The 18,261-nt window shown below is 38.7% G+C and carries 17 protein-coding genes and 4 pseudogenes; 20 read left to right on the forward strand and 1 reads right to left on the reverse strand.

What is annotated here, in order from left to right; all coding sequences use genetic code 11:
* The first annotated feature begins 47 nt into the window (after positions 1-47).
* From RGF10_RS11055 to RGF10_RS11145, 19 genes and pseudogenes are all read left to right on the forward strand, one after another.
* Positions 48-1,382, forward strand: coding sequence for an LLM class flavin-dependent oxidoreductase (locus RGF10_RS11055; RefSeq protein WP_318509056.1), 1,335 nt, complete (start codon positions 48-50; stop codon positions 1,380-1,382).
* Positions 1,383-1,465: 83 nt separating this feature from the next.
* Positions 1,466-1,726 carry a glutaredoxin family protein gene (locus RGF10_RS11060; protein WP_318509057.1) on the forward strand — a complete coding sequence of 87 codons (261 nt, stop codon included), beginning with the start codon at positions 1,466-1,468 and terminating at the stop codon, positions 1,724-1,726.
* Between the two features lie 169 nt (positions 1,727-1,895).
* On the forward strand, positions 1,896-2,834 hold the full coding sequence (locus RGF10_RS11065; RefSeq protein WP_318509058.1) for an ABC transporter permease: 939 nt from the start codon (positions 1,896-1,898) through the stop codon (positions 2,832-2,834).
* Between the two features lies 1 nt (position 2,835).
* Positions 2,836-3,726: an ABC transporter permease gene (locus RGF10_RS11070; RefSeq protein WP_318509059.1), complete on the forward strand. Its 891-nt coding sequence runs from the start codon at positions 2,836-2,838 to the stop codon at positions 3,724-3,726.
* Between the two features lie 13 nt (positions 3,727-3,739).
* Entirely contained in the window at positions 3,740-4,201 is a 462-nt protein-coding gene (locus RGF10_RS11075) for an ATP-binding cassette domain-containing protein (protein WP_318509060.1), read from the forward strand.
* Between the two features lie 221 nt (positions 4,202-4,422).
* A pseudogene (locus tag RGF10_RS23815) lies at positions 4,423-4,632 on the forward strand (oligopeptide/dipeptide ABC transporter ATP-binding protein); the annotation flags it as partial.
* Between the two features lie 171 nt (positions 4,633-4,803).
* Positions 4,804-5,780: pseudogene (locus tag RGF10_RS23820) on the forward strand (ABC transporter ATP-binding protein).
* 47 nt (positions 5,781-5,827) lie between these two features.
* Positions 5,828-7,273 (forward strand): ABC transporter substrate-binding protein, encoded by a 1,446-nt coding sequence (locus tag RGF10_RS11090; protein WP_318509063.1) that lies wholly within the window; start codon positions 5,828-5,830, stop codon positions 7,271-7,273.
* 269 nt (positions 7,274-7,542) lie between these two features.
* On the forward strand, positions 7,543-8,604 hold the full coding sequence (locus RGF10_RS11095; RefSeq protein ID WP_318509064.1) for an LLM class flavin-dependent oxidoreductase: 1,062 nt from the start codon (positions 7,543-7,545) through the stop codon (positions 8,602-8,604).
* Between the two features lie 141 nt (positions 8,605-8,745).
* Entirely contained in the window at positions 8,746-9,024 is a 279-nt protein-coding gene (locus tag RGF10_RS11100; protein ID WP_318509065.1) for a hypothetical protein, read from the forward strand.
* Complete coding sequence (locus tag RGF10_RS11105) at positions 8,957-9,280, forward strand: GNAT family N-acetyltransferase (protein ID WP_318509066.1); 324 nt, start codon at positions 8,957-8,959, stop codon at positions 9,278-9,280. Before RGF10_RS11100 ends, RGF10_RS11105 begins: the two co-directional genes overlap by 68 nt.
* A 16-nt stretch (positions 9,281-9,296) precedes the next feature.
* A pseudogene (locus tag RGF10_RS11110) lies at positions 9,297-10,455 on the forward strand (amidohydrolase).
* 114 nt (positions 10,456-10,569) lie between these two features.
* Positions 10,570-11,409: a MetQ/NlpA family ABC transporter substrate-binding protein gene (locus tag RGF10_RS11115; RefSeq protein WP_318509067.1), complete on the forward strand. Its 840-nt coding sequence runs from the start codon at positions 10,570-10,572 to the stop codon at positions 11,407-11,409.
* A 27-nt stretch (positions 11,410-11,436) separates the two neighbouring features.
* A pseudogene (locus RGF10_RS11120) lies at positions 11,437-12,517 on the forward strand (methionine ABC transporter ATP-binding protein).
* Positions 12,459-13,109, forward strand: a complete 651-nt coding sequence (locus tag RGF10_RS11125; protein WP_318509068.1) for a methionine ABC transporter permease — start codon at positions 12,459-12,461, stop codon at positions 13,107-13,109. Before RGF10_RS11120 ends, RGF10_RS11125 begins: the two are co-directional and overlap by 59 nt.
* A gap of 29 nt (positions 13,110-13,138) precedes the next feature.
* Positions 13,139-14,002, forward strand: coding sequence for a MetQ/NlpA family ABC transporter substrate-binding protein (locus RGF10_RS11130; protein ID WP_318509069.1), 864 nt, complete (start codon positions 13,139-13,141; stop codon positions 14,000-14,002).
* Positions 14,003-14,013: 11 nt separating this feature from the next.
* Positions 14,014-15,360 carry an LLM class flavin-dependent oxidoreductase gene (locus RGF10_RS11135; protein ID WP_318509070.1) on the forward strand — a complete coding sequence of 449 codons (1,347 nt, stop codon included), beginning with the start codon at positions 14,014-14,016 and terminating at the stop codon, positions 15,358-15,360.
* Positions 15,361-15,602: 242 nt separating this feature from the next.
* Positions 15,603-15,752: a Fur-regulated basic protein FbpA gene (locus RGF10_RS11140; protein WP_318509071.1), complete on the forward strand. Its 150-nt coding sequence runs from the start codon at positions 15,603-15,605 to the stop codon at positions 15,750-15,752.
* 86 nt (positions 15,753-15,838) lie between these two features.
* Entirely contained in the window at positions 15,839-16,123 is a 285-nt protein-coding gene (locus RGF10_RS11145) for a DUF2325 domain-containing protein (RefSeq protein ID WP_318509072.1), read from the forward strand.
* Between the two features lie 52 nt (positions 16,124-16,175).
* Here RGF10_RS11145 and RGF10_RS11150 read toward each other — a convergent pair whose 3' ends face one another.
* Entirely contained in the window at positions 16,176-17,069 is an 894-nt protein-coding gene (locus RGF10_RS11150) for an AEC family transporter (RefSeq protein WP_318509073.1), read from the reverse strand.
* Between the two features lie 206 nt (positions 17,070-17,275).
* Between RGF10_RS11150 and RGF10_RS11155 the strand changes: the two genes are divergently transcribed.
* Positions 17,276-18,055 (forward strand): arylamine N-acetyltransferase family protein, encoded by a 780-nt coding sequence (locus RGF10_RS11155; protein ID WP_318509074.1) that lies wholly within the window; start codon positions 17,276-17,278, stop codon positions 18,053-18,055.
* Positions 18,056-18,261 lie beyond the last annotated feature (206 nt).

An 18,261-nucleotide genomic window follows, 5' to 3' on the forward strand; every position in this document is an offset into this window, starting at 1 on the left:
GATTTGATCGTTTTTTGCCGCGGGTATTTAGAGAGGAGGCAATCTCATTGTCAAAGCAAAGAAAATTAAAATTTGGGGCACTTATTCACGGAGTCGGTGGCAACATTTCGGGCTGGCGACATCCAGACATACAAACTGATGCAAGTGTAAGTTTGGAGTTTTATACAAAACAAGCACAAAAGGCTGAACAGGGAAAATTTGATTTACTTTTCATTGCAGATGGATTGTATATTAACGAAAAGTCGATACCACATTTTTTAAACCGTTTTGAGCCATTGACGATCCTGTCAGCACTTGCTGCTGTCACATCACGAATTGGTTTGATTGGTACAGTTTCGACATCGTATAGTGAGCCATTTACGGTTGCACGGCAATTTGCTTCACTTGATCAAATTAGCGGCGGTCGAGCCGGATGGAATGTTGTCACGACACCACTTGAAAGCACAGCATTAAACTTTAACAAAACCGTCGCTGAACATCCAAATCATCCAAAACGGTATCGAATCGCTGCAGAGCATATTCAGGTTGTAAAGGGGCTATGGGATTCTTGGGAGGATGATGCATTTGTTCGAGATAAACAATCTGGGGTGTTTTTTGATCCTGCAAAATTGCATTCATTAAACCATAAAGGGGAGTTTTTCTCAGTACAAGGTCCACTTAATATTGGACGATCTAAACAAGGTCAGCCAATCATTTTCCAAGCAGGTTCATCGGAAGCAGGAATCAATTTAGCAGCCAAAGAAGCGGATGCCGTTTTCACCGGACATCCGACATTGGAAGAGGCGAAAAAATTCTATCAAGCCGTAAAAAATCAAGCAAAAGCATTTGGTCGTAACCCAGATGAGATTGTTATTCTGCCAGGTATCGCTCCGATCATTGGTGCAACACAGGAAGATGCAGAACGTAAATATCAAGAAATCGCCAATCTTGTATCCATTGATAAAGCGCTTGACTATTTAGGTCGCTATTTCGATCATCATGATTTCTCTCAATATGATTTGGATGCACCATTCCCAGAAATCGACGACATTGGACGTAACAGTTTCCAAAGCACCACTGACCGAATCAAACAAGAAGCAAACGCTCAAGGGCTAACACTTCGACAGGTGGCCTTAAGAGAAGCAACACCGCGAACATCCTTTATTGGAACAGCTGAAAAGGTTGCAGATTTAATTCAGAAATGGTTCGAAGAAGGTGGTGCAGACGGCTTCAACCTCGCTTCGAGCGTTCCTAATGCATTAGAGGATTTTGTTGATTACGTTGTACCGATTCTGCAGGAGCGGGGAATTTATCGTACGGAATATGAGGCAGATACTTTACGTGGTAATCTCGGACTTCCATTCCCAAAAAATCGATATACAATCGAGCCAATTAAACAATAACAGTTAACGAGATCCTATTGGTGTTAGCTACTTTAGACGGACTATATGAAGCGTGATTTCTTATATTTTAGGAGGAAAAGCAAATGAGTAAAGGTTTATCAGTGATTGTCTGGTCAAAAAAAGGATGCCACTATTGTTCAGAGGTAAAAGATTTTTTAGATGAAAAAAAGATTTCGTATCAAACAGTGGATATCACAAATCATGATGAGTATCGCGATATTCTAGAGCTAAAATATGGTGTCAGACATGTTCCAGTTGTGGAAATTGGAAGGGATGAAGTTTACGAGGGAGTAACGAAAGTCGGATTAGAACATCTCGAGAATGTCCTTAACCGTGCTCAATAAAAACCTAAATCCGATTATTTTTATATTAATAAATGGATATAAAAAGTCGGTTTTTCTATGAATAGTTTTTTCGAGCCCTTTCAGATTTTAAGTGTATTTAAGGTGAAAATTTGAAAGGGTCGAAAAGCTGTAGTGGCATATTATCAATCTGTTAAGTGTGGTGTAAGGAATGTTGAGGTTACTACTGAACAGAGGTATGACAGCGATTATTGTATTAATCGGTTCATTGTTTTTAGTATTTTCGATTAATTATTTTTTACCGAGTGATGCAGTTGATATATTATTGGCTGACAGTGGAAGTAATGAGGAAATAGCGAAAAGTTTAAGAAAGGAATTGGGCTTAGATTTACCCTTTCATGTGCAATTTATTCATTATGTAACCGGTTTGCTTCAAGGGGATTTTGGGCAATCCATCATGAATAATGAGCCTGTAGTGGACAGAATTCTCGCACAGCTACCAGCTACAATTATGCTAACAATTGCAAGTATCGTCATTGCCATTATCTTAGGAATCTCACTAGGAGTTTTAGCAGCGATTCATCATAATAGTTTGATTGATTATGTTGCTAGGATTGTTGGTTTATTCGGAATATCCATGCCGACTTTCTGGTCAGGTATTTTGCTCATATTAATCTTTTCGATAAACTTAGGCTGGTTTCCAGCGATGGGTTCGGAAGGCTTTACTACCTTAGTTTTACCTGCCATCACGTTAGGGTTAGTAGGGTCCGGATTTATTGTTCGAATCGTCCGAAATAGTTTGTTGGAAGTACTGAATGAACCATATATTTTAACACTTCGTTCAAAAGGTATGAACGAGGTAGTGGTTATTTATCGCCATGCATTACGTAATGCGCTCATTCCTGCGGTAACAATGATTGGTGTCGTAATTGGAGATTTTCTTGGAGGAGCAGTGGTCATTGAAACGGTATTTGCCAGACAAGGCATAGGGAGAATAGTGGCAGATGCTATTCTTGCGAAAGATTTACCAGTCGTTCAGGGAGTCGTTTTTTTTTCGGCCATCATCTATGTCGTAATTAATATTCTGGTAGACATCTCGTATACTTTCATCGATCCACGAATTAGGCGCGGTAAATTAGGAGGGTATTAGAGTGAGAGAAGTCGTATCGGTACCTGTAAAACAAAAAATAACCAAAATCCAGCAACAAAGAATCGTTACACTTAAGTTTCTGAAACTTCAATATTTGTTTCCTTCTTTGGCACTGCTTATGATTGTTTTTTTAACGATTTGCGCGGTCTTGCCAGAGTTTGTTGCTTCATATCCTCCAACTAAAATGTTTTCGACGCAAATCCTGCAAGGACCCTCTCCACAACATTTGTTTGGAACCGATTATTTCGGAAGAGACGTTTTTAGTGTTGTCGTGTATGGCAGTCAAACCTCAATCTTAATTGGTTTCACAGCTGTAATTGTTGGAGTGTTCGTTGGGAGTGTAATAGGAGCCGTTGCCGGGTATGTAGGCGGACTTGTAGATACAATTTTTATGAGATTGACTGAAATTTGGCAAACGATACCAGGAATGTTGTTAGCTCTGGCACTGGCGGCAGCCCTTGGTGCGAATTTTGTTAATATTGTGCTGGCGATTTCATTTGCATCTGTACCAGGATATGCCAGAGTTATGCGAGGGCAAATCATAAGTGTAAAAAATCGACCATACGTTTTAGCATCAAGATCAATTGGTACCTCTAACATGATGATTTTTTTGAAGCATATCTTGCCAAATTCATATCCACCTTTACTTGTTATGGCTTCGAATGGTCTTGGTGTAGCCATTTTAACAGGAGCAGGATTAAGCTTTTTGGGATTAGGTGTAGTGAGTGAGATTCCGGAACTGGGTGCATTTTTGTCGCAAGGAAGAGGGTATTTGGCTGCAGCCTGGTGGATTGCTACATTTCCTGGATTAGCGATTGCGATATTTGTACTCTCAGTAAATATTATTGGCGACAGTCTTAGGGATTATTTTGATCCCAAAAAACTGACATAAAGGAGAGGGGAGTTTGAAATCTTTATCAGTCAAAGATTTAACCGTAGATTTCAAAACGAAAAACGGGATATTAACTGCCATTTCCGATCTCTCTTTTGAAATAAACAAAGGAGAAACAATTTGTTTGGTTGGAGAATCGGGAAGTGGAAAATCGATTACATCCAAAGCGATTATGAGATTGATTGAATATGAAAATGGAACCATAGCAAATGGGCAAATTGTATTTAATGATGAGGATTTAGTTTTGGTTGCGAATAAACGTTTAAATAGAATACGAGGAAGAAAAATATCAATGATTTTTCAAGATCCTCTCTCTGCATTTGATCCAGTCTATACAATCGGTTATCAGTTAACCGAGACGATGGTTCAACACTTGAATGTAACAAAAAAGGAAGCATGGCAAAAAGGAATTCAATTACTTCGAAGGGTAGGAATTTCTGAACCTGGAAATACGGATGAAGCAATATCCAAATGAATTATCAGGGGGAATGCTCCAAAGAGCAATGATTGCCATGGCCTTATCGTGCGAACCTGGAGCTATTGATCGCAGATGAACCCACAACTGCCTTAGACGTTACATTACAAACACAAATTATGGATCTGCTTAACAGTTTAAAAAAAGAGTACCATATGTCGATTCTACTCGTTACTCATGATTTAGGGGTTGCTGCTCAACTAGCAGACAAAATTGTAGTGATGTATGCAGGCGAAATTGTCGAAGAAGCCACTGTTCATCAATTATTTGAAAAACCATACCATCCCTATACAAAAGGGCTTCTTCAATCAATTCCAAAAGCGAACCATTCAAGGTTATCAAAGCTCAACTCTATTGAAGGTTCCATACCAAGTCTTACCGAAATGCCTGAAGGATGTCGATTTCACCCGAGATGTTCTTATGCAACGGAAAAATGTAAATCTGAAAATCCGCCATTATCCTATATAGATAGGCGCCATAGTGCATGCTGGCATGCGAAATACTTGGTAAAGGAGAAAGATTGGTTTAATCCTCCAACTTTGAATCAATCATCATCTGTCATAAATCAAGTCGAAAAAACGAATGAAAAACCAAGTAATCACATTGAAAAAGATGATTTGTTTTTAATTCAGGAATTGAGTAAGTACTATCCTTTGGGCCATGGAGGAAAACAAATTAAAGCGGTTGATAACATTTCTTTTTCAATTAAAGCAGGAGAAAGCTTTGGCTTAGTTGGTGAATCCGGGAGCGGAAAATCCACATTAGGTCGTGCCATCCTTAAATTGGAAAAGATTACTTCAGGGGATGTTCTGTTTAAGGGACAATCCTTACAAAATCTAACTGGTCCCGAAATGCGAAAGATACGGAAAAATATGCAAATCATCTTTCAAGATCCATATGGCTCGATCAATCCACGTTGGACGATCGGAAAAATAATTGCAGAACCATTAAAAGTACATCAAAATGGTTTGAAGCAAAACGAGGTTGAAGCAGTAGTAAAAGAGCTATTAATCAAAGTGGGATTGAAGCCTGATTCGATTGAACGCTATCCTCACGAGTTTTCAGGGGACAACGTCAAAGAATTGGAATTGCCAGAGCAATCGCTGTGAACCCTGCCTTTATTTTAGCTGACGAAGCAGTATCAGCTCTAGATGTATCGGTGCAGGCACAAATTCTTAATCTTTTAAAAGAGTTACAACAATCGTTAGGGTTAACCTATCTGTTCATTGGTCATGACCTTAATGTAATGCGCTATATCTCAGACAGGGTGGGTGTCATGTACTTAGGAAGAATGATGGAAATAGCTCCAAGTGAAGAGTTATTTAAACGTCCTGCACATCCATATACGGAAGCATTAATAAAATCGATACCTCAAGCCGATCCCTTGAAAATGAAAAAGACAGTTGTTTCCATACAAGGTGAAATCCCTTCTCCAGCTAACCCGCCTTCCGGTTGTGTGTTTCGGACGCGTTGTCCATTTGCTACAGAACTTTGCAGTGCGGAAGTGCCTGAATTAAAAGAGTTTAAAGCAGGCCGTTTTGTTGCCTGCCACCACTATTCCAAAGTTTATAAGGAATAACAATGAGTGGTATTAATCAATAATCAATGAAAGGGGCAAATATTTTCATGATAAAGAAACAATCTTACAAATCGATCATCGTACTGACCGTATTACTCTTGCTCTTTTTAGCAGGTTGCTCAAGTTCAAAAAGCACGACGTCATCTAGTCCAGACTCAAAAGAAGAAACTAAATCAAGTAAGCCCATCGACGGAGGTGAATTCTCCTATGCCCTATCAACAGCTCCAGATACGTTAGATCCTCAAGTAAGTGGGATGGCTGTAGCCACGAGGGTCATAAAAAGTGTATTTGAAACGTTGGTATATCAGACGAAGGATCATAAAGTAGAGCCGTGGTTAGCAACAGATTGGGAAATATCGGATGATAACAAGACTTATACATTTAAATTAAGGAAGGATGTCACTTTTCACGACGGTTCGAAATTTAATGCAGATGTGGTGAAATTTAATTTTGATAGAATCCTAAATCCAGCGACGAGAGCGGCGACAGCGGCTGCATACATTGAAAAATTAGACTCGGTTGAGGTGGTAGATGACTACACCATTAAATTTCATTTATCAGGTCCATCTGCAACATTTTTAACCATATTAGCTCATTCCAATCTATCTATCGTTTCAAAAGAAGCTGTAGAAAAATACGGGGACCAATTTGCCACACATCCAGTAGGATCAGGGCCGTTTAAATTCGTGGAGAAGGTAGACAATGATCGGATTGTTTTGGAGAAAAATGAAAACTATCACGGGAACTATCCATTAGCAAAACATGATGGGACAGCATATTTAGATAAGCTAATCTTCAAGATTATTCCTGAAGAAGCCACTCGTATTGGCAGTGTTCAAAGTGGCCAAATAGATGCTGTTGAAACTGTACCGCCTCAGGACGTTGTTGCAATAAAAGCAAGTAAACAATTAAATATTCTAGACGCAGCAACCGCAGGATTACCGTATACATTATTCATCAATAACACGTCGGAGCCTTGGAATAATAAAAAAGCGAGAAGTGCCATTAAATCAGCAATTGATGTTGATACGATCGTTAACACTCTATACTTGGGAACGTACAAGCGAGCGTGGTCTGCGTTGGCTCCTTCTACTTTTGGCTATAATAAAAGTCTTGAAAAAAAGGAATTTTACAATCTGAAAAAGGCAAATGAGTTATTTGATGAATTAGGTTGGAAAAAGGGTTCAGATGGGATCCGCAAAAAGGATGGGAAGACTCTTTCACTTCGAATTCTTGATGATGCAGTAAATCGAGAGAAAAGGCAAGATATAACACTAATGGTTCAGCAGCAATTGAAAGAAGTTGGTGTAAAAGTAGAAATTATTACGACAAGTGATGCTAGGAGCTTCCTTAAGGATCCAAATGGATATGATATTCGTGGAAATAGTAGAGTTGCGTTAGATCCGGATGATTTACGGCTGTTCTATCATTCTCAGAAAACAATTGATACCTGGTGGAATCAACATTCCTTGGCTGAAAGATCAGGAGATTGATCATTGGTTAGAAGCTGCTGCAGTAGAATTAGACCCACAAAAACGTGCGGAATTATATAAGAAAGTACAACAGAAATTACTGGATCTGGCTGTGATTAACCCAATTTATGATTTCCCATACACGGTAGCTACTTCAAAAAAAGTTCAAGGTATTGAGTTTGACTCATTAGGTTACCCATTGTTTTTCGATGTTCATTTTACTAAATAGGCTTGAACAAATGTATTCCAGTTTTGGATTCAAAAAAAATAGTTAAAAGGGGGATACCTAAATGAAATTTGTCATTTTTTCACTTTTGAGCAATCATCCTAATGGGATAACGGGAGTGCCACCAACGGAGCAGCAATTGTTTCAAAAGGTACAAGACCAAGCGGTATTCGCTGAAAAACTTGGCTTTGATGGATTTGGTGTGGGGGAGAGGCATGGGGAGCCGTTCCTCTCCTCCTCTCCAGCAGTCGTTCTCGCGGCGATAGCAGCGAAAACCTCTAAAATCCGATTGATGACCACCGTAACCGTTCTAAGTATTCTTGATCCTATTCGGGTAGCAGAAGACTATGCTACGTTAGATCATCTTTCAGGCGGTAGATTTGAGATGATCATTGGGAAAGGGAACGACCCACGCCATTACTCGCTGTTTGGTATTACCGAGGAAGAACAATGGGATTCTCTTGCGGAGCGGTATGAACTACTAAAGCGACTTTGGAGTGAAGAGAATGTGACTTGGTCAGGAAAATATCGGACACCATTAAGTAATGTTACGACACTGCCAAGACCGTTTCAAAAGAGAATTCCAATCTGGCATGGAAGTGCATCAAGTAAGCTATCAACCGAGCTGGCGGCGAAAAATGGTGATCCAATTTTCTCGTCGAATACCTTTCATCACATGGCAAAATATAAAGAGCTGATTGAACATTATCGTGAGAGATTGGCCTATTATGGGCATGACCCTGTACAAGCAGTGATTGGATCTGGTGCGAGAGGGTTATATTTAGCCAACACTATGGAAGAAGCGATTAAAGGATACCGCCCCTATTATGATGCTTACAATCATACAGAGCCAGCTAAATACAACCAGTCTCCATTCGTTGATCTTGAAGACAATATTCAAAATGGCCCTGCATTAGTGGGCACGTCTAATCAAGTGATTGAGAAACTAATAAAATACCATAAAGCATATGGTCATCAAGTTCAGAGTATTAGTGTTGAAGGATTAGATGAAGCAGAGCAGCGTGAGCAACTGCAAAGATTTGCCGAGGAAGTCATACCTGTGCTTCGACGGGAAATACCAAATGCGATTTGGGAAGATGATAGGACTCCCAATCTCCAACAATAATAAAATATTTCTATCATTACAATAAATTTTTCTATCAGCAAAAGCATTGTCAGTAGCTTAGTTTAGGTGATAGGATAATTTTTAAATAACAAAGTTAATTAATCTTATCTGTTAAGTAAGAAAAAGACGAGGAGGTAAGATATGTCCAAACAGAAGGAAAAACAATCGCATAAGCAAATTGTGGTTTCAGAATTACTATCAGAGGATAAAGAATCAGTTGTAAAGGTATTAGTTCAAAGCTATCAACAATATGAACGGGAATTTTCAGATCCACAGGTATGGCAAGAATATTTAACGAATATTAAGGCTTCTGTTGCGAACCCAGACGTGGATAAGATATTGGTTGCAAAAAATGGACCTGGAAATTCTAGGTTCATTGCAACTCTTCACATCATCAGAAAAAGCATATGGAAAACCTGAGTTAGAAATCTTATCTCCAATCGTTCGCTTATTAGGCGTCCATCCTCAAGCAAGAGGCCTTGGTGTTGCCCAAGCGTTATTACAAGCAAGTGTTGACTACGCAAAAAAACTAGGATCAGAAAATTTGTACCTGCATTCAAGTGATAAGATGCATAAAGCCATTTCATTGTATGAATGGCTTGGATTTAAACGTGACCGTACGAAAGAATTTTATAATCATGATATTTTAGTAAAATGCTTTCGACTAGATTTATAGACTTGGAGGTGACAGAGTGACACCATCAGAATTAGAATCCAAATTAATTACAATAAGGCGACATTTACATCAATATCCTGGAAAAATCAAATGAAGAATTTGGAACAACGAAGTACATTCAAAAATGGCTTCAAGATGCCGGAATTCCTATTCGAAGCACTGGTCTTTCTACCGGAGTTTTTGCTGATATCGTTGGGGAAAAGCTTGGTCCGACAGTGGCAATTCGAGCGGATATAGATGCTCTACCGATTGAAGAACAAACGGGACTTTCCTTTGCTTCAAAAATCAAAGGTGTCATGCATGCGTGCGGTCATGATTTTCATACAGCCGCAGCCATTGGGGCAGCATTACAGTTAAAAGAATCGCAAGCTGAGTTGAATGGCACCGTCCGGTTTATTTTTCAACCTGCAGAAGAATCAGGCGGCGGTGCCGAACAGGTCATTCGGGACGGCCAATTGGAGGGTGTTGAAGCCATTATTGGGTTCCACAATAAACCGGATTTACCAGTTGGAACGATCGGTTTGAAGGCCGGACCATTAATGGCTGCGGTCGATCGATTTGTCATCACACTGCGTGGAAAAGGAAGTCATGCCGGCCTCCGACACACAGGTAAGGATCCTATTGTCGCTTCGACACATGTGATAACCGCTATCCAGAGTATTGTTAGTCGAAGCATTTCACCTTTGAAAAGTGCAGTCATTAGTGTGACGAGAATACAAGGTGGGAATACATGGAATGTCATCCCGGAACAGGTTGTATTGGAGGGCACGGTCCGGACGTTTGAGCTAACTCTTCGTGAAGAGGTTAAACAGAAGATGACACATATGTTGGATAGTATTGCTACAGCTTTTTCTCAAGAAGCTACGATTTCGTGGCACCCTGGCCCGCCTCCAGTAATTAACGATGAAGACATCACAGAGGTGGTCAGTCATTCGGCTCAGAGACAAGGATTAAAGGTCATTGTCCCGGAACCATCCATGGCAGGTGAAGATTTTGCATCATATTTAGAGCGTATTCCTGGTTCTTTTGCATTTTTTGGTACCAGCGGAACGGAGGATTGGCATCATCCAGCATTTACTGTAAATGAAGCTGCCCTTATTAAAGCAGCAAATTATTTAGCAGAAAGTGCAAAAAGTGTGCTGACCAGTTTAAGTAGTAACATAAGCGTGAATTAGAGCATACACTCATTTTCTTCTCTTCGTGAATACCAGAAGGGAGTCTTTTTACAATTAAAACTTAGTAAACTCATTTGAATAATCGAATTTTAAATAGAATAGGAGATACTGTCAATGAAAAAGATCAAATTTTTATCAATTACATTTTTCATATTGGTGTCATTTTTATTAGGGGCATGCGGCAAAGAAGAACAGGCATCATCCACATCAGCAGGAAAAACGGAAGAAAAGAAGGAGGTAACATTAAAAATTAGCGCCTCTTCCACACCTCATGCCGAAATTCTTGAATATATTGCTCCAGATCTTGAGAAAGAAGGCGTCAAACTTGATGTTGTCATTACACAGGATGGAATCCAGACGAATCAGCAGACAGCCAACAAAGAACTAGATGCAAACTTTTTTCAGCATACCCCATATTTAGAGCAAGTAAACAAAGATAGCGGGCTTGATTTGGTTAAGGTGGTGGGTGTACATATCGAACCTTTTGGTGTGTATTCAAAAAAAATTAAGAAGATTGATGAATTATCAAACGGTGCTAATGTAGCTCTTCCAAAGGATCCAGTTAACTTTTCACGTGGATTGTTATTGTTTGCAGATAATGGATTAATAAAGCTGGATTCATCAAAGAAAGGGAATTACACATTAGAAGACATTACTGAAAACAAGAAAAATATTGAATTTATTCCGGTAGATGGTCCAGTATTGGTTCGTTCTTTAGATGATGTGGAAGCATCTGCAATCAACACAAATTATGCCTTAGAAGGTGGATTCAAACCATTAAAAGACGCTCTTATTATTGAAGGAAGTAACTCACCTTATGTCAATATTTTAGTATCCCGACCAGATAACAAAGACGATGAAGCCATTCAGAAATTGGCAAAGGCTTTAACATCTGAAAAAGTAAAACAATTTATCGAAAAAAAATACGAAGGTGCTGTAGTACCGGCATTTTAAAAAACGGAACGAAGAGGAGGAACTGCTTTGATTGAATTTCGTCATGTTTCAAAAATGTTTGATAGTGGAGATAAGCAAATCGAAGCGTTGAAGGATGTTCATTTAACCGTTGAAAAAGGAGATATCTTTGGTGTCATCGGATATAGTGGTGCAGGAAAAAGCACGCTCATTCGAACAGTAAATTTATTAGAATATCCTACTTCCTGGAGAGGTCATTGTTGAAGGGAAAAATTTAGCACAATTGACCATAAAAGACTTACGGGAAGCAAAGAAAAATATTGGGATGATCTTTCAGCAATTTAATTTACTAAATTCTAAAACGGTTTTCGAAAATATTGCAATGCCCTTGGTATTGAGTAAAAAGCTGAGATGGGAAATAGAAGATCGAGTAAAAAAGCTCCTTCGCTTTGTTGGGTTAGAGGATAAAGCGGAGAATTATCCAAATCAGCTATCAGGTGGCCAAAAGCAAAGAGTAGGAATTGCTAGAGCATTGGCAACTAATCCTTCCATTTTATTATGTGATGAAGCCACCTCTGCTTTGGATCCACAAACGACGAAATCCATTTTGAAACTGTTAAAACGGGTCAACGAAGAATATAACATTACCATTCTCATCATTACACACGAAATGGAAGTCATTAAGGAAATATGCAATCGTGTGGCTGTTATGGAGGACGGTCGGGTAATTGAAACTGGAAGCGTGTTTGATGTTTTTGCCAATCCACAGACTATCACCACACGCAATTTTGTCCAGTCCGTTATTCACAATGAAGTTCCGTCCAGTGTATCCGGGATGATAGATGATAAGAGTTCTGAAAGCCGCATAATAAAAGTAAAATTTCTCGGTTCAGACACGGGTCAGCCGGTTATTTCAAGGACTGCAAAATATTATCATGTTGACCTTAATGTTTTATATGGCAATATAACGGAGCTCCAGGGCATACCCTTCGGAAATTTAACAGTGGAATTAGTCGGTGACGAAAATGAAATAGAAAGTGCTATTCACTATATTAAACAGCATGATGTTGAGGTTGAGGAGGTGACTGTAGATGGAAGTCAGCACAGAGCTTATTCTAAGCGCCTTGTGGGAAACGCTCTACATGGTTAGTATCTCCCTATTGTTTGGGGGACTTCTTGGGATTTTTCTAGGTGTTTTACTAGTTGTAACAAGAAAGGGCCATGTATTAGAGAATAAATGGATCTTTTCAATTGTCAGCCCGATAGTCAATATTTTTCGTTCGATTCCGTTTATTATTTTACTGGTGGCGATTATTCCATTTACGAGGTTAATTGTTGGTACGTCAATTGGTACGACAGCTGCAATCGTGCCCCTGGTCCTCCACATTGGTCCCTATATTTCAAGATTGGTTGAGAATTCATTGCTCGAAGTGGATGAAGGAATTATTGAAGCAGCAAAGGCAATGGGTGCAACCCCATTGGAGATTATTTTTAAATTTTTAATTCCTGAAGCATTTCCTTCGTTAATTTTAAGTATCACAACGGCAACAATTGGATTAATTGGGGCAACAGCGATGGCAGGAGCTATCGGTGGAGGCGGACTAGGGGACGTAGCGATTACTTACGGCTACCAGCGCTTTAGTACCATCACCATCTTTGCCACGGTCATCATTCTTGTTGCAATCGTTCAGGGAGTTCAAAGTCTTGGAAATGTACTCGAGAGAAAAATCAGAAGAGTTTGATAGCTTTTAAGAAAGGTAGACGGAAAAATATGAAGAGAAGAATATTATTTATTTTCCTTATGATAGGAATGTTATTAACAGGCTGCTCTAGTCAATCAACTAGTGGGACAGAAAACAAAGATTCAAAGCTTAAGAAAGTGAAGATTGGGATTAGAAGCTCGGAACTTCGAACATGGGAATATTTAAAAGATCAAGCAAAAGCAGAAGGAATTGAGCTTGAAATTGTTAATTTTTCGTCTGCCGTAGATCTTGACCAAGCATTAGCCTCAGGTGAAATTGATATTAACGCATTTCAACACGTGGCTTATTTAGATTTATTTAATAAAAACAATAAGACAGATCTCGTTCCAATTGGAACGACCATTATCGCACCGCTTGGTTTGTATTCAAATAAATACAAATCCTTGGATGAAATACCGAATGGAGCCCAAATTGCAGTACCTAACGACCCCTCAAACTGGGGGCGAGCACTTGTATTGCTGCAAGACGCTGGCTTTGTAACCGTTGTTGATGGATTTGATGGGAATGGCGGAGAGGATAAAATTAAAAATAATCCAAAAAACATTAAGATTATTCCGGTTGATGCAGCGACTACACCTCGAGTTATGGAAGATACTGCAGCTTCTATCATAAATAATGGTATTGCTGTTGAGGCCGGGTTGACTTTAAAGGATGCAATTATTCATGAAAGTAAAACAGCAAAGCCCTATATCAATGTAATCGCAGCTAGAAGTGAAGATAAAAATAATCCTACCTTGAAAAAAATAGTAAAACTATATCAATCTAAAGAAACTGCGAAATTTATTGAGAAAACGTATAACGGGAACTACATTCCAACATTCATTTCACTGGAAGAGTTAAGCACATATAAAGAAACCTATTCAAAGCATTAGGAGAGAGGGAAATGGGTAAAAACAGACAAATTAAGTTAGCTGCTTATTTAATTGGTACAGGAATGCATGTGGCATCATGGCGCCATCAGGATGCTAGTCCCAATGCCAGCATTGATGTTAAGGCTTTTCAAAAATTGGCTCAAATCGCTGAAAAAGGAAAATTTGATGTGGCGTTTGTAGCTGATAGTCTAGCAATCAATCATGAGTCGCATCCACAAATTTTGAATCGCTTTGATCCAACAGTTTTGATCACGGCAATTGCAGCCGCCACCGAAAAAATTGGCGTTGGTGCAACAGCATCGACAACCTACAGTGAACCTTATGTGCTAGCACGTCAATTTGCTTCAGTGGACCATATAAGCAATGGTCGTGCTGCCTGGAATCTTGTTACCACATCAGATGCAACTGGTGAAACAGCATTGAATTTTAGTCGTGAGACACATTGGGAACATGACCATCGTTATGAACGGGCAGAAGAGTTTGTCGATGTAGTGCAAGGTTTGTGGGATTCTTGGGAAGATGATGCCTTCCTGTATAACAAGGAAACCGGTGAATTTTACGATAAAAAGAAAGTACATGAGATTCACTATAAAGGGAAGTATTTCTCTGTTAAGGGGCCGTTAAATATTGCTCGCTCAAAGCAAGGTCAGCCTGTTATCGTTCAAGCCGGTGCATCCCAACCAGGTCAACGACTGGCAGCTCGTGTTGCAGAAGTCGTATTCGTTCATTGGGATAATATAGAGGAAGCCAAGCATTATTACAAAAAGCTGAAATCACAATTGCAGGATTTTGGCAGAAGTGAAGATGAGCTCCACATCCTTCATGGTATCTCACCAATTGTCGGTGAAACGGAAGAAATAGCACAACGTAAATATCAAACGTTACAAAATTTAATAGATCCATATGAGAGCTTGAATTTTGTGTCTGGTTATATGGGAAATGTTGATTTTTCAAAATATGACCTAGGTACTCCTGCAAGTGAGGTCGAATTTCCAGCCGTAAACAGCATTCAAAGTCATTTCAATGAAATGAAGAAGATTATTGACGAGGAAGATTTAACAGTCGGAGATTTATATAATCGCTTCTTTGGTCCAGGGAGAAGTGATGCATTCGTTGGGACGCCTGTTCAAGTAGCGGATGAAATGGAAAGATGGTTTACTGAAAAGGCTGCAGACGGCTTTATGCTCCAGTTCCCACTGTATCCTAACGATTTAGAGGATTTTGTAGAACTGGTTGTGCCCATCTTACAAGAGCGGGGATTATTTCGCTTGGATTATGAAGGAGATACGCTAAGGGATCATCTTGGTTTAAAGAAGCCAGAGAATCGCTTTACCCGTCAAAAACTAACAAAGTATTGATTGAAAAATCGAAATCATAGTAAAGTCAGTGGTATGTTGCAGCACAATAAATAGGGTTAAATTAATACACTTATGTCTTAATTCATATTTGACACATAGGAATTATTTGATATAATGATATTAATAAAACAAAGTATGCTGACTAGATCACTAGAGGCTCTCTTATTAAGATGGATTCATCTTAATTGGGGAGCTTTTTTCATTTTTTGATTACGAAAATATGTTAGATAGGAGAGTTTTGAATGGTTGAGTTTTTTAAAAGTGCGCTAGAAAGTAGAAGAGCAAAAATCATTGATAAACTAATTGCCTTAAATGTCTACAAGAAAGAAGATAAACATCTTTTTGAGCTTTCTCTCACTGAACTAGAAAATGAATATAAGAAATTTCACTAACCTGGACTTTTTTTAATTACAATTACGATAAAAACGGTAGGAATAGTATGTGTTTGCTGGACATTATTTTCAGAGGAGGATTGAGAATGAACTCATTATTAATCATCGGAGGAGACCATCTTGGAAAAATTACAAAGAAGTTAGAAGAAAAAGGATTCAACGAAGTGATTCATATTAATGGAAGAAAAACACAGATGGTACGAAAAGGAATTCCAAGGAAAGTGGATTTAATAATTGTGTTAACTGATTTTATTAATCACAATCTTTCTGGAGTAATTAAACGTAAAGCACATGAACAAGGAATACCGATTTGTTTTTCCAAACGTTCTTGGAGTTCAATCTATGAGGAACTACAAAATATATCAGCGTAAAATATACTCAATTAAGGGCCTCATTCAGTTATTTCTGAATAAGGCCCTATTTTTACCCTAATATAAACAGGACAATTGCGATGCTAAAGAAACTAACAACAGTGGATACAAACGTTGTACTTGAGACAAATTGTGGCTTCGCATCAAACTCGATTGCATACATCAAAACCGTTGCTGCAGAAGGCATGGCTGCTGTTAGGATTAACACTTTTACTAAAAGGGGCTCTAATGGGAAGAGCAAACAAATAGCCCAAGTAAGCAAGGGAGAGATGACCAAACGAGTCACTGTTCCAAGCGAAATCGCTTTCCAATCAAAATCCTTAAGCGTTAGCTCTGCCAACTGCATCCCTAACATAATCATCACGGTTGGAACTGAAGCTTGTCCGACCAAATCGAATGCCTGAAGGAAAGTGTTCGGAATACTAATATCCATGGCTTGAAATAATAATCCAATCACCATTGCGTATACACTTGGCATTTTTAAAATATTTATAACCGATGTGCGCGCACTTTGTTTCCCACGCGAGGCGAGATAGACGCCAAAAATACTCATCAGAATGAGATGAAACACCATAATTAACACGGCAAATTCAAAGCCAGACCGACCGAACGCGAACAAAACAATCGGTGCCCCATAATTACCGGAATTCATAAACACCGTCACCAACATCATCGCGCTTTCACCAGCTCCATCATAACGAAGCAAGCGACTCATAAGCTTCGTAACTCCCATCAGAGCAAACATCAGCAGGGCTGAAACGGCAGCAGCATACAAGATTTGCACATTTAATTTAATAGTATAAAAAGTATGAAAGGTTAAAGCCGGCAACATTATGTACAACGAAATAACCGAAATCCCTCGAATACTCACCTGAAATTTCTTTTGCACGACATATCCTGAAAGAAAGATCAAAAACGCAGGGAGCACAATTTCTAGTAAAACCATTTAAATTCCACCTACAAACGATTAATATTGATTAGAAGAATTTTCTTCTCGAAAACTGTAAATCACATTCAAAAACGATATTTTGAAAAACGAAGAATCATATATTATTAAATTAATATATCAAAAAATTAACATAAATATCTATAAAATAAATTAAAGATCTACAATTAATGCGTAAATGTACAATGTTATGGAGGGAAATATGAATGTCATCTTTAAATAAATTATTTCGGGCTAGAATTGGTTTCCCTGGCGATGAAACAATATCATTTGAAAACTTAGACACTATACTCGAAAAAACTGCTACATCCATTCCTTTTGAAAATCTGGCCATCATAAATAAAAGAAATAAAAAAATTACAAAACAAAACTTGATTGAGAAAATTTTAATTAAGAACGAAGGTGGTGTTTGCTATGAGATTAATACGCTTCTTTATTACTTTTTACTAGAGAACGGGTTGGAGGTGGAGCTTGTTCGCGCCCGCTCCTATACGGTGGCGTCAAGGTCTTGGAGTCAGGCGGGCAGAACACATATCCTAACTCTTGTCACTCATCAAGGAGAGAAATATGTGATTGACACCGGGTTCGGAATAAACCTATCATTGACACCGATTCCGCTTAACGGATGTGTAGCCACATCGAGAAACGGAGACTTCCGTATTAGCAGGATTGAAAGTGAAGATGGCGATTGTTATTTGGAACTAAAGCTGATGCATCGGGATGAAGATTGGGTTAGTGGGTATATCTTTGATTCCAATCATGTTTTAAAGGATGAAACGGAATTAAACGAGGTCCAACAAATTATTGTCGATCATCCATTTTCCCCGTTTAATAAAAGCCCGCTCGTTACGTTACTCACGGATTCTGGTAATATCGTACTCACAGAATCAACTTTTACACAGAGGGTTGATGGGAAAGAATACAAAGAGGAAATAGAGGGTGCCACATTTAATCGATACCTTCAACAACACTTTGGGTTGTATTGAATTTGGAACGTAAATATAACTATTACACAAAGGAGAATATGCGAATATATAAAGGATAAACGTAGGACCGTTGCAATTTTCGGTTTGCCTAGAAAAATAAATAAAGATGGTATGATACCTAATTTTGTCGATTTTATTCTGTTCTGAACATTACCACCAATAAATAGCATGGTATGGTAGTCCAAATAAAATCTATGAAATTAGGG

The organism is Bacillus sp. T3 (assembly GCF_033449965.1).
Taxonomy (GTDB): domain Bacteria; phylum Bacillota; class Bacilli; order Bacillales; family Cytobacillaceae; genus Bacillus_BU.

Coding starts and splice junctions, on each gene's coding strand:
- RGF10_RS11060 (WP_318509057.1), top strand. CDS start 1,466: ATGAGTAAAGGTTTATCAGTGATTGTCTGGTCAAAAAAAGGATGCCAC.
- RGF10_RS11065 (WP_318509058.1), top strand. CDS start 1,896: ATGTTGAGGTTACTACTGAACAGAGGTATGACAGCGATTATTGTATTA.
- RGF10_RS11090 (WP_318509063.1), top strand. CDS start 5,828: ATGATAAAGAAACAATCTTACAAATCGATCATCGTACTGACCGTATTA.
- RGF10_RS11095 (WP_318509064.1), top strand. CDS start 7,543: ATGAAATTTGTCATTTTTTCACTTTTGAGCAATCATCCTAATGGGATA.
- RGF10_RS11100 (WP_318509065.1), top strand. CDS start 8,746: ATGTCCAAACAGAAGGAAAAACAATCGCATAAGCAAATTGTGGTTTCA.
- RGF10_RS11105 (WP_318509066.1), top strand. CDS start 8,957: ATGGACCTGGAAATTCTAGGTTCATTGCAACTCTTCACATCATCAGAA.
- RGF10_RS11115 (WP_318509067.1), top strand. CDS start 10,570: ATGAAAAAGATCAAATTTTTATCAATTACATTTTTCATATTGGTGTCA.
- RGF10_RS11125 (WP_318509068.1), top strand. CDS start 12,459: ATGGAAGTCAGCACAGAGCTTATTCTAAGCGCCTTGTGGGAAACGCTC.
- RGF10_RS11130 (WP_318509069.1), top strand. CDS start 13,139: ATGAAGAGAAGAATATTATTTATTTTCCTTATGATAGGAATGTTATTA.
- RGF10_RS11135 (WP_318509070.1), top strand. CDS start 14,014: ATGGGTAAAAACAGACAAATTAAGTTAGCTGCTTATTTAATTGGTACA.
- RGF10_RS11140 (WP_318509071.1), top strand. CDS start 15,603: ATGGTTGAGTTTTTTAAAAGTGCGCTAGAAAGTAGAAGAGCAAAAATC.
- RGF10_RS11145 (WP_318509072.1), top strand. CDS start 15,839: ATGAACTCATTATTAATCATCGGAGGAGACCATCTTGGAAAAATTACA.
- RGF10_RS11150 (WP_318509073.1), bottom strand. CDS start 17,069: ATGGTTTTACTAGAAATTGTGCTCCCTGCGTTTTTGATCTTTCTTTCA.
- RGF10_RS11155 (WP_318509074.1), top strand. CDS start 17,276: ATGTCATCTTTAAATAAATTATTTCGGGCTAGAATTGGTTTCCCTGGC.